The 13197-nt window shown below is 54.1% G+C and carries 6 protein-coding genes and 1 pseudogene; all 7 read left to right on the plus strand.

What is annotated here, in order from left to right:
* On the plus strand, positions 1-601 hold a 601-nt coding region (locus tag GTGU_RS10210), incomplete at its 5' end, for a ShlB/FhaC/HecB family hemolysin secretion/activation protein (RefSeq protein WP_038156363.1).
* An 18-nt stretch (positions 602-619) separates the two neighbouring features.
* Positions 620-10519 (plus strand): hemagglutinin repeat-containing protein, encoded by a 9900-nt coding sequence (locus GTGU_RS10215; RefSeq protein WP_038156365.1) that lies wholly within the window; start codon positions 620-622, stop codon positions 10517-10519.
* Complete coding sequence (locus tag GTGU_RS10220) at positions 10516-10902, plus strand: contact-dependent growth inhibition system immunity protein (protein WP_038156368.1); 387 nt, start codon at positions 10516-10518, stop codon at positions 10900-10902. The genes GTGU_RS10215 and GTGU_RS10220 overlap by 4 nt, the downstream gene beginning before the upstream one ends.
* Before the next feature lie 64 nt (positions 10903-10966).
* Positions 10967-11845, plus strand: a complete 879-nt coding sequence (locus GTGU_RS25340) for an HNH/endonuclease VII fold putative polymorphic toxin (protein ID WP_084222771.1) — start codon at positions 10967-10969, stop codon at positions 11843-11845.
* Complete coding sequence (locus GTGU_RS10225; RefSeq protein ID WP_072011953.1) at positions 11835-12446, plus strand: hypothetical protein; 612 nt, start codon at positions 11835-11837, stop codon at positions 12444-12446. Before GTGU_RS25340 ends, GTGU_RS10225 begins: the two co-directional genes overlap by 11 nt.
* A gap of 139 nt (positions 12447-12585) precedes the next feature.
* Positions 12586-12723: pseudogene (locus GTGU_RS10230) on the plus strand (GlsB/YeaQ/YmgE family stress response membrane protein); the annotation flags it as partial.
* Positions 12724-12741: 18 nt separating this feature from the next.
* Entirely contained in the window at positions 12742-13047 is a 306-nt protein-coding gene (locus tag GTGU_RS10235; RefSeq protein WP_245609602.1) for a PerC family transcriptional regulator, read from the plus strand.
* The last annotated feature ends 150 nt before the right edge of the window (positions 13048-13197 follow it).

Here is a 13197-nt window from a genome sequence, read left to right on the forward strand (position 1 = left end):
TCGTAAGCTCACCTCGTTTTCTGTCGGGCTGAACCACACGCAGAAAATCCTGGGTGGCGTTGCCACGCTGAACCCTGTGTTCACGCGTGGTATGTCATGGTTTGACGCAGAAAGTGACCACGGTAAAAGAGATGACCAGCCGAAGAGCCAGTTTCGCAAGTTCAGCCTCAGTGCCAGTTTTCAGCGTCCTGTGACGGATGGCCTGTGGTGGCTCAGCAGTGCCTACGGCCAGTGGTCCCCTGACCGCCTGCACGGAGCAGAACAACTGAGCATTGGCGGTGAAAGTTCAGTTCGCGGGTTTAAGGAGCAGTACCTTTCCGGCAACAACGGCGGTTATCTGCGTAATGAACTCAACTGGTCGTTGTTTACCCTCCCGTATATTGGTCAGGTGAACGCTATTGCCGCTGTGGATGGTGGCTGGCTGCATTCTGACCGGTATGACCGCTATTCCTCCGGTACTCTGTGGGGTAGCGCCATCGGTCTTTCAGCAGCAGGAACATGGTACTCATCGCAGTTTACCCTGGGCATTCCCCTTCAGTACCCGGACTGGCTCGCACCGGACCACCTCGTCATTTATTACCGTCTGGCGCTGGCCTTTTAACTTCAGGAACTCACCGTTATGGATAATCACCACACCGTTTCCTTCAGCCGCCGTGTTCTGAGTTATCTTATCAGCGCCCTGATTGCCGGACAGCCCGTGCTGCCTGCCATCGGTGCCGTGGTCACCCCTTCCGGTAACACGAAGATGGATAAAGCCGGTAACGGGGTGCCGGTGGTGAATATTGCCACACCCAACGGGGCGGGCATTTCGCACAACAGATACGGTGAATACAACGTCGGGAAGGAAGGGCTGATTCTCAATAACGCCACGGGCAAACTGAACCAGACGCAGCTTGGAGGGCTTATCCAGAACAACCCGAACCTGAAGGCGGGCCAGGAAGCCAGGGGCATTATTAATGAAGTGACGGGTGGCAAACGTTCAGAACTGAAGGGCTACACCGAAGTCGCAGGCAGGGCCGCGAACGTGATGGTCGCCAACCCGTATGGTATCACCTGTGACGGCTGCGGCTTTATCAACACCCCACAGGCCACGCTGACCACCGGTAAACCGGTGATGAACGCTGACGGCAGCCTTCAGGCACTGGAAGTGACAAAAGGCAGTATCACCATTAACGGGGCCGGTCTGGATGGCAGCCAGAGTGATGCCGTGTCCATTATTGCCCGCGCAGCCGAAATCAACGCGCAGCTTCATGCAAAAGACCTGAGTGTGACCACCGGGGCGAACCGCGTCGGTGCTGACGGCAGTATCACCGCCATTAAAGGCGATGGCGCTGCTCCGAAGGTCGCCATTGACACCTCCGCACTCGGCGGGATGTACGCCAACCGTATCCGTCTGGCCTCCACCGAAAGCGGTGTTGGCGTTAATCTGGGTAACCTCAATGCCCGCCAGGGGGATATCACGCTGAACAGCGCCGGTAAGCTGGTCCTGAAGAACAGCCTTGCCAGCGGTAACACCACCATCACCGGGACAGATGTCACGCTTTCCGGTGATAACAAAGCCGGAGGCAGTCTCAGCGCTACCGGGACAACCGCACTGACGCTGGATCAGTCCCGCCTGGTGGCGGATAAAAATCTGGCGCTGTCCTCATCCGGGCAGATTGTGCAGAACGGCGGTGAAGTCACCGTCGGGCAGAACACCACCCTCATCGGTCAGTCGCTGAGCCAGAACAGCAGCGGCAGAATCAATACCGGTAACAATATCGCGCTCACCGCCACCGGGGATGCCACGCTGAAAGGCAGTACCGTTGCCGGAAAAGGGCTTACCGTCAGTACCGGCAGTCTGAATAACAGCGGGACGCTGGCCGCCGGGACGGATACCACCATTAAAACCGGCACATTTGGCAATACCGGCACCGTCCATGGCAACAGCCTGAAGGTCACGACCACCGACCTCACCAGTTCCGGTAGTCTGAAAAGTAACACCACGCTGGATATCAGCGCCCGCAATGCCACGTTGTCCGGCGACACCGGCGCAAAAGGCAGAACCACCGTCACCGCCTCCGGTAAACTGGATAACAGTGGCAGACTCATCAGCGACGACACGCTGACGCTCAGTGCCGCGCAGATTAGCAACAGCGGCACGCTCTCCGGGGCAAAAGAACTTACCGTCACGGCTGATACGCTCACCGCATCAGCCAGTTCGGTCGCCCACAGCGACGGTAACCTGACGCTGAACAACGCCTCCACCATCCTTGCCGGTGAAACCAGTGCGGGCGGCGCAGTGACGGTAAAAGGCAGCAGCCTGAAAACAACTTCCACCGCACAGACGCAGGGCAACAGCGTCAGCGTGGATGTTCAGAATGCGCAGCTTGACGGGACGCAGGCTGCCAGAGACAGCCTCACTGTTAAAGCCCGTGACTCGCTGAACCACAGTGGAAAATCGTCCGCCTCCACGCTGAAGGCGGAAAGTGGTAGTCTCAGCAACAGCGGCACGCTGACGGCTGCTGTGCTTGCGATCAACAGCCCCACCGTTATCAACAATGGTCTGATCCACGGCGAACGGACGCTCTCGCTGGTCTCCCGCCTGCTGGATAACCGCGACAGCGGTGTGGTGTACAGCCCGGCAGCGCTTTCCCTTTCCTTACCGGAACTGAAAAACACCGGCATTATCACCAGCGATGCCGCACTGTCCCTGTCCGGTACCCAACTGACCAACAGCGGAGAATTGAGTGGCGCTGCACTCTCTGTTGATTACGCCACGCTGAACAATAACGCGGGTGGTCTGCTGCTGGCGCAGGGCGGGAGTGTGATCACCGCACAGGCCCTGTCAAATGCGGGCACGATCGCAGGCAACACGCTGACGCTGAATGCAGACCGTCTCACCGGTTCCGGTCTGTTACAGGGAGATACCGCGCTGTCGCTGACGGCGGGCATTCTGGATTTACTGGCGGGGTCGAGCACGTTCACGGGCGGGGATCTCACCCTTTCAGGCACCAAACTGACCACCGCAGGCCAGACTCAGGGGCAGGACGTCAGCGTGAATGCCCGTGACTGGCATCACAGCGGAAGCTCACTGGCGACCGGTTCACTTGACGTTTCTGCCACAGGAACATTCAGCAACACCGGCGATCTGATGAGCCAGGGCGACACCACGCTGAAGGCAGGAACGACAGACAACCGGGGCAGTCTGCTGTCGGCAGGCGACCTCTCTCTTAGCGGAAATTCGCTGGATAACAGCGGCACCGTCCAGGGCAACCGTGTCACGGTTCACCAGGACCGCATCACCAACAGCGGAACGCTCACCGGGATCGCCGCACTGACGCTGGGCGCACGCCCGGAGATGGCGGCCCCCCTGCTGACGCTGACAAATAACAGTGGTGGATCGCTGCTCACGACCGGCGATCTGACGCTCAGCGCGGGCAGCATCAGCAACGCGGGACAATGGCAGGGGAAACGGGTACTTATCCATGCGCAGACGGTTACAAACAGCGGTGCGCTCCAGGCGGCAGAGTTACTGGATGCGCAAATCAGCAACAGCCTCACCGGCACATCCGGGAGCAAAATCACCTCAAACGGTGAACTGGCGCTGTCCGCGCTGACGCTGAGCAACAGCGGGCAGTGGATAGCGAAAAACCTGACGCTGAAGGCGGTTCGGCTTACCAACAGTGGTGACATCACCGGAGTGGATGCACTGTCGGTCACGCTGAACCAGCCCCTGAATAACCAGGCGGGCGGTAAACTGCTGAGCGCCGGTAATCTGACGCTCAGCGCGGGCAGCGTCACGAACGCCGGACAGATACAGGGAAAGACAACTGCCATCACCGCAGGCTCGCTTGTTAACAGCGGACGGCTTCAGGGCGAGTCTCTGGCGCTGAACGTCTCCGGGGGACTGAGCAATACCGCGAACGGCGTGCTGCTAAGCCAGAATGCCATGAATGTGACTGCGGCGACGCTGAACAACCAGGGCGCAATACAGGGCGGCGGTGAGTCTTCCGTTAAGGCCACCACCCGTGTACAGAACGACGGCAAAATCCTCTCGGGCAGTAAACTCACGCTGACGGCACCGGCGCTGGCAAACAACAGCACCGGTCTGGTACAGGCGGTCACGCTGCTGCTGGATGTGGTGAGCGCCATAAACAACGGGCGCGTGATGGCAACCGGCAGTGCAGAACTGAAAGGCACCACGCTTAATAACAGCGGCACGCTTCAGGGCGCAGACCTGCTGGTGAATTACCGGACGCTCAGCAACAGCGGCACGGCGCTCGGCACCACCGGGCTGACGGTAAAAGGTGACTCGCTGGTGCAGACCGATGCCGGTCATCTGTACAGCGCAGGTAACCTGCTGCTGGATATGCGTGATGTCAGCGGTCGCGGTCAGGTGGTGGCGCTGGGTGATGCCACGCTGAAGCTGGTGAATGCGCTGACGCACACCGGCACGCTGGCCGCCGGGAAAACCCTTTCCGTCACCTCGCAGAATGTCGTCACGAATAACGGTGTGATACAAGGCAATGCCATCGTCCTCAGCGCAGGTGGAACGTTCACCAACAACAAAACGCTCACTACCGGCAGTGGCAACAGTACTTTCAGTGCGCAGAGTCTGCTGCTGAGTGCCTCCGGCTCGCTACAGGCGGGCGGCGATGTCAGTCTGACCAGCCGGGGCAATATCACCGTCAACGGTTTCACCGGCACGGCGGGCAGTCTGACCATGACAGTCGCAGGCACCCTGCTCAATACCGCGCTGATTTATGCCGGTAACAACCTGAAGCTGTTTGCCGACCGCATCCACAACATTTACGGCGACATCCTGGCGGGTAACAGCCTGTGGATGCAGAAGACGGCGTCCGGCACCGCGAATACCGAAATCATTAACCGCTCGGGGAATATCGAAACCCTCCGGGGGGATATCACCATGAAGACCGGCCATCTGCTGAACCAGCGGGACGGGTTTTCTGCAACAACCACGACCGTCAGCAATCCCTCCGCGATTAACGGAATGGGCGGCGCAACCATTGAGGTGCCGCTTTCCCTGATGCCCGACGGCAGCTATGGCTATTTCACCCGTGAAGTTGAAAACCAGCATGGCACACCCTGTAACGGCCACGGGGCGTGCAACATCACGATTGACACGGTTTATTACTACGCGCCGTTTGCGGAACACGCGACACAGCGTTTTCTGAGCAGTCAGCGGGTCACCACCGTGAACGGAGGTGATAATCCCGCCGGACGGATCACCTCCGGCAAAAACCTCACGGTTCAGGCCGGGCTACTGGAAAACCAGGCCAGTTTTATCCTGGCAAATGGTGATATTGCCCTCTCCGGTAACCAGTTGAGTAACCAGAGCTGGCAGACGGGAACGGAAAATGTGTATCTGGTCTATCGTTATGACCCGCGAAGTACGTACTGGAGCGGAGGTTATGCCACCGGTTCCCTGGACGAATTAGGTCCGCGTCTTCCTGAGTTTAAAAATGACACACTGATATTCACGCTGGACGGGCAGGCCACAGACTACACACAGGGTGAAACGTATTATTCGGTCATCCGGGCGGGCGGTAACGTCGGTATTAACTTTACCAGTAGCGTTAATAACGGAACAACAAGCGCCCATGCGGGAAGTGTCAGCAACACCATCACGGCCCCGGCGCTGAATACATTAAGCCAGCAGAACATCAGCGGCGGTCTCACACAGACAACACTTCAGGACGCTGGCGCTGTGGCCGTCGGCTCCCCGCAATGGCGCGATGAGGTGAGTGGCGCACTACAGGATATCTCTGGTGGCACGTCACTTTCCGGCCAGAGTGGCAGCAGTGGCAGTTATCCCCTTCCCTCCGGTAACAATGGTTACTTTGTCCCGTCCACTGACCCCGACAGTCCTTATCTGATTACGGTGAATCCGAAACTGGACGGCCTCGGGAACCTGGACAGCAGCCTGTTTAACGGTCTTTATGGACTGCTCGGGATGAAGCCCGGTCAGGCACCGCAGGCGGATGCCCGCTGGAGTGATGAAAAACAGTTCCTCGGCTCATCATATTTCCTTGACCGTCTCGGCCTGAAGCCGGAGAAGGATTACCGCTTCCTCGGCGATGCGGCCTTTGATACCCGTTATGTATCAAATGCGATGCTGAACCAGACCGGTTCACGGTATATCAATGGCCTCGGTTCAGACCTTGAGCAGATGCAGTACCTGATGGACAGTGCGGCCAGTCAGCAGAAAGGGCTGGGCTTACAGTTTGGCGTGGCGCTGACCGCTGAACAGGTGGCGCGTCTGACCGGCAGTATCCTGTGGTGGGAGTCCGCCACCATCAACGGGCAGACCGTGATGGTGCCAAAACTCTATCTCTCCCCGCGGGATATCACCATCAATAATGGCAGTGTTATCAGCGGGAATAATGTACAGATTGCCGCAGGCAACATCATCAACAGCAGCGGCACGCTGACTGCGCAGAACAGTCTCACCCTCGACAGTGCCAGCAGCATCGATAACCTGAATGCGGGACTCATTAATGCCGGTGGCAACCTGAACCTGAGCGCCATCGGGGATATTAACAATATCGGCTCGGCAATTGCCGGTAAAACCGTGGCACTCGAAAGCATCAGTGGCAGCATCAACAATGTGACCCGGACTCAGCAGTGGAGCGCGGGCAGTGATGGCCGTTATGGCAGTGTGCATGTCAGCGGCACGGACACGGGGCCCGTGGCGACCATTACCGCCACAGACGCGCTCTCACTGGATGCGGGCAGGAACATCAACATCACCGGGGCAAATGTCACATCCGGCGGAACCCTCGGGATGTCTGCGGGTAATGATATCAGTATCACCGCGAACCAGATAAGTGAGAGCAAAAGTCAGTCCGGTTTCTGGCGCACTAAAGACAACAGTTCATCATCCACCACCTCACAGGGCAGCACCGTCAGTGCGGGCGGAAATCTGGTGATGGTGGCAGACAATAACCTGAATGTGACTGCATCGAACATCAGTGCTCAGGACAGTGCTCTGCTCTCTGCGGGCAACGACCTGAACCTGAACGCAGCGCGGGAAAGCAATAACACCCGCAATGGTAAATCAGAGAGCCACGAAAGCCATGCAGCGGTGTCCACGGTAACAGCAGGTAATAATCTGACGCTTGCTGCTGGTCGGGATATCACAAGCCAGGCCGCCGGTATTGCGGCAGAAAACGACGTTGCCATCCAGGCCGGACGGGATGTGAACCTGATGGCCGAAGCGGCAAATGCGGGCAACAGCTATATCTCAAAAAACAAAAAAGAGATTAACGAGTCCGTCCGTCAGCAGGGCACTGAAATTCTCAGCGGTGGCGACACCACCATCACGGCGGGACGGGATATAACTTCGGAGGCATCCTCCGTCACCGCTGTCGGGGATATTGCGCTGAATGCCGGGCGTGACGTCACGCTGACCACCGCCACGGAAAGTGATTATCACTATAAGGAAACGAAAAAGAAAAGCGGCGGTTTCCTCAGCAAAAAGACCACCCACACCATCACCGAGGACAGTAACACCCGTGAAGCCGGTTCGCTGCTGTCCGGGAACAGCGTCACCGTTAATGCAGGACATAATCTGACAGTAAAAGGCTCAGACGTGGTGGCCGACCATGACGTGACTCTTGGTGCCGGTAATAACGTCGATATCCTGGCGGCCACTAATACCGACACGGCCTGGCGCTTTAAGGAAACGAAGAAATCCGGCCTGATGGGAACCGGTGGTATCGGTATAACCATCGGCTCCAGCAGGACCACGCATGACAGACGCGAAGCCGGGACGACACAAAGCCAGAGTGCCAGCACCATCGGCTCCACAACCGGCAACGTCAGCATTACAGCAGGCAACCAGGCGCATATCAGCGGGTCGGATGTGATTGCTAACCGGGATATCAGCATTACCGGTAACAGTGTAATCATCGACCCCGGCCATGACAAACGCACCGTCAACGAGAAATTTGAGCAAAAATCCACGGGCGTGACCGTGGCGCTCTCCGGTGCCGTGGGGAATGCCCTTAACTCTGCCGTCACCTCCGCACAAGAAGCAAAAGAGAACAGCGACAGCCGTCTTGGTGCACTGAAAGGCACTCAGGCCATTCTGTCCGGTGTCCAGGCAGGCGCGAATTACGGATTACAGCAGCAGAGTGCTGACCCGAACAATGGCATCGGGGTGAGTATCTCGCTTAACCATCAGCAGTCGAAGTCAGAGACAAAATACCAGCATGACATGGTCTCCGGCTCGACCCTCAGCGCCGGTAACAATATCTCCATTACCGCCACGGGGAAAAACAAGGGGCAGAACAACAGCGGTGACATTCTTATTGCAGGCAGCCAGATTAAATCCGGCAATGACACCACCCTGAATGCGCAGAATGACATTCTGCTGGCCGCAGCAGCCAACACGCAGCAGACCACAGGGAAGAACAGCAGTAAGGGCGGTGGCGTCGGCGTCAGTTTTGGCGGAGGCTCAAACGGCGGCGGGCTGAGTATCTTTGCCAGCGTCAACGGCTCAAAAGGCAGTGAGAAAGGCAACGGTACCACCTGGACCGAAACCACGGTGGATGCGGGAAATCATCTGACCCTTACCAGCGGACGGGACACCACCCTGTCCGGTGCCCAGGTCAGCGGCGAGAAAGTGACCGCTGATGTGGGGCACAACCTCACGATTTCCAGCCTTCAGGACAGCGACCGCTACGACAGTAAACAGAACAGCGTGGCAGCGGGCGGCAGTTTTACTTTTGGTCCCGGTGGCGGTGGAAGTGGTTATATCAGTGTCAGTCAGGACAAAATTAAAAGTAATTACGACTCGGTTCAGGAGCAGAGCGGGATTTACGCCGGGAAAGGTGGTTTTGATGTCACCGTGGGAAATCACACTCAGCTTGACGGGGCGGTGATTGCGTCCACGGCAACGGACGATAAAAACCGACTCGACACCGGAACGCTGGGCTGGACGGATATTCACAATGAGGCGGACTACAAAACCAGTCATACCGGTATCAGCGTTTCTGGTGGCTCCGGAATGTCTGGCAGCCAGATGGTGGCCTCAAACGCAATGGCAAATGCGGCGAATGCCCTTACAGGGCTTTCGGGCAGCAAGGGGCATGCGGAAGGCACCACGTCATCTGCCATCAGCGGCGGCAGTATCATCATCCGGGACAGGGACAACCAGAAACAGGATACCGCAGACCTCAGCCGCGACCCGGAAAATGCCAACGGCAGCATTGCGCCCATCTTTGACAAGGAAAAAGAGCAGCAGCGCCTGAAGGAAGCGCAGGTTATCAGCCAGATTAGTGGTCAGATGAGTAACATCGTCATGACGCTGGGCGAAACCGAAGCCATGAAGGAAGCCAGAAAGAACCCGGACAATGCGGGGAAAACCGATGCACAGCTACGCGACACCCCGGAATACAAAGGTGTCATGAAGGGCTACGGCACGGGCAGTACACCACAGATGGTGGTACAGGCGATTACGGGTGTACTGGGCGGACTGAATGCGGATAACTTTGGGCAGGCCCTGGCGGGCGGACTCAATCCGGTTGTTGCTCAGCTAATCAAGAATGGTACAGAAGGAAACGACAAGGCCAATCTGATGGCTCACGCCGTCTGGGGCGCACTGGCAGCCCAGCTTGGCGGGAACAATGCCGCCGCCGGTGCGGCCGGCGCGTTCAGCGGTGAACTTGCCGCCCGGTACATCATCGACAATTATTATGGTGGCAAAACCGACAATCTCAGCGAGCAGGAACGTCAGCAAATCAGCATGCTGGCAACCATCGCGTCAGGGATTGCCGGTGGTCTCGCGGGTAACAGTACCGCTGCCGCAGGAACAGGTGCTCAGGCAGGAAAGAACGCGGCGGACAACAACAGCCTGAAGGTTATTGCGGAAGGTTGTGTTATCGCTGCCCCATGTCGTAGCAAGGTTGCAGAGCAGTTGCTGGAGATTGGCGTCAAGGCCGGGCTGACGGGGGCTGTGGCGAAGACGCTCGCCGACAAACTGACTGCCGACGAACTGGATCACCTCGTCACCCTGCAAATGACGGGCAACGATGAGATCACCGGTAAGTATCTTGGTCTGTTGCAGGACAAATATGCACCGGATGCTTCATCCAACCCGAATCTGGGTAAAGACCTAGACAATGACCAGAAAGCTGAACTGGGCGGTACAGGTTCTGGCACCGGTACACCACCACCACCGGAAAATGATCCTAAGCAGCAAAATGAAAAGCCCGTAGAAAAGCTTAATCAGAAGCAAGAAAGTGCGATTAAGAAGATCGATAACACTATAAAAAATGCTCTGAAAGATCATGATATTACTGGAACTCTCAAAGACATGGATGGTAATCCTGTGCCTAAAGAGAATGGAGGGTATTGGGATCATATGCAGGAAATGCAAAATACGCTCAGAGGATTAAGAAATCATGCGGATACGTTGAAAAATGTCAACAACCCTGAAGCTCAGGCGGCGTATGGCAGAGCAACAGATGCTATTAATAAAATAGAATCAGCCTTAAAGGGACATGGAATATGATTACCTTCCGTAAATTGATTGGAAACATCAATGTGATGAAAGAACCAGATCAACAATCACCGCTTGAGCTCTGGTTCGAACGTATTATTGATGTACCTATTGAAGAGCTAACAGTGGAAGATCTCTGCCGAGCTATCCGACAGAAATTATGTATTGATCAGTTGATGCCAAGAGTATTGGAAGTTCTGACTGAAGATCCGTTGGCAGGTGAGTATTACGATGGTGAACTAATTGCTGCCTTATCAACAATAAAAGCAGAAGATCTAAGAGATCAGAAAAATACTTTTACCCAAATAAGGCAACTTATAAACCAGCTATCCTCTTCAGAGGTTAACGATGATCTAAGAAAAGATATATTAAAAATCAATCAAATAATCGTATAACCGATCCCGGCCACCGAGCCGGGATCTTGCTTTAACCGTCAGGCTTATCCAAACAGCCGCTGGTATGATGTACGGGCAGTTGCTCTTTAACAGTGAAAAAAAACGCGTCTGGGCAAAAAGTTACCACGGCGGATACGTAGCAGGCAAAACGGCTGTAACTAATGGAAAGCACGGGGAAAAATCGACTTCACCCCTGCAATCTGCGTCAGAGAGAGTTGTTTCGGACAACAATGCCCTCGCAATTGTTGTCGCTGGAAACTCAGCCGCTGCTGCTGGCTCCGGTGCGGTAGCCGGTGCAGTCGGCCAGGGCTCACAGTATCAGGTGAATAACACCACTGATGATCTTGATATGGCTGGAAGCTGTGAAGGAACCCGCGAGCAATGTGCTGTGCGCGATCCTAGCCGCGATGGAACACGCGGACCGGGGCATACTGAGTTACCAATAGCTGAACAGGACCCAACTGGTGGTAAACTGGTTAACCCTGATCAAAGTAGTGAACAAGGGCTTACACATACAGGAAATAATCAGCCTTCAGGTCAGAGCGTAACCAATACAGGTAACCCTGGTGGCAATCCTGATACTGGCGGTAATACAACTGTCACACCGATAGCGGAGGGTCCAAGCAAAGATGAGTTGGCTTATCTGGATAAACCTGCAAACTTGTCACCTGAAGGTTCCGCAAGGTCTGGAGCTTTCAATGAAGCTAAAAGACAATCAGGTATCCCTGTAAGTCAAAGTCCGAGTAAAGTATATCCAAATGTTGATAAACGAAATAATCCTCAACCAGGATATATATATGAATTTGATGTGCCTAGACCAGGTGGTGGAACACAGAAAGTATATATTCGTGATGATGCGGGAGGTCATTTCTTTACGGATGACCCAAGTCAAAATAGAGGTCCGCATTTTAATGATGAAAAAGGTAATCATTATGACTACTAACTATGTCAGGCGATATGCTGAAGATATAAATGTCAAAAATGACATTTGTGATTTTAGCGGTTTACTTCCTGATATTAATGGGATTTCAGCCATAAGTTGGGAATTGCCTAATTGTTCTCGAAGGGAGTTTGGTGCGTTCCTGTTAAAGGAAATGTATTCTACGGTTACTGATGGTGAGTTAAATTGTTACCATGTAATGGTACAGTTAGTCCCCGAACAGCCTGATACGGCGATAGTCAATTATAAAAAAACATGGGGATTAATTGAAAACTCAGGAATAAAAGTAAACAATTTTCAAGACAAAAGGTCTTTTATTGACAAGGGGAGACGAGGACTGATATTAACCGGAACTTGCCGTATTGTTAGCCCCAGCAGCAGCGAACTTCAGCGGTTAATAAACACTGAAGAGAAGTTGTTTTTTTCCAATATACCACCAGACATGAATGATGCTGACACACTTCAAACTGAAAGGTTAACAAAATGGATTGAAGATATATTGTGTAACAATGGCGTTGTTTTTTTTCTCTTAGGTCGGTTTGATGAAACTGATTCAGAGATTGTCGCTATAGGAAAAAGCATTGCTTTGGAAAAACTTATTTAAATATTGGCTTTTCGCTGGTTATCATGGGGCAAGAGAAGTTACAAGAAGCAGGATATCCTGACAATTTTGACAATTACTCGCAGTGGTACAAATCAAAGACGGCAGGAATCACTAAAAATATCAGGAACATTTGGAAGAGGGCTATCAAGTGGGTGGCTGGGGAAGTACATTACTTGGTTTTGGTAAGGTTGGTGGTTTTAATATTAACAGTTTTATCGTGGCGGTGATTGGCGCACTGGTTGTGCTGTTTGTTTACCGGAAAATCCGAAACCGATAATAGTAAAAAGACTTACCTATGGATTGGCGTGGTGATGAAATGGTGAATGACACAATTGCAGAAAAACTCGAAGCCAGGGGATTCTGGCGACGCGCTGCTGCCCGATGGCTGGATGTGATGCAACATTGTGCTACGGATGCTCAGCGGGAATGGATCAGCCAGAGACGTAAATATTGTTTATCCATGATAGCATCACCACGCCATGATAATAAACTGGATATCGGAGCAATTAACCGGGCTGCGACAGCCACGCAGGAAGCGATGGGGATTAACCAGGATAACAGTATTACTTTCAGGAGTTATCATCCCAGAAGTAGTAAGTGAACTGTAATTTTAGCGAGTCTGCTGAGTAGATGATATATTTTCAATTTCTGTAAGGTAAGTCTGTTGTGGCGACAGCGTAGGAAATAATGAACGCCCTAATAATTGGCAATTGCAAATATATTAAACAGAAGGAAACCAGATTAACAACAT

The organism is Trabulsiella guamensis ATCC 49490, from assembly GCF_000734965.1.
Taxonomy (GTDB): domain Bacteria; phylum Pseudomonadota; class Gammaproteobacteria; order Enterobacterales; family Enterobacteriaceae; genus Trabulsiella; species Trabulsiella guamensis.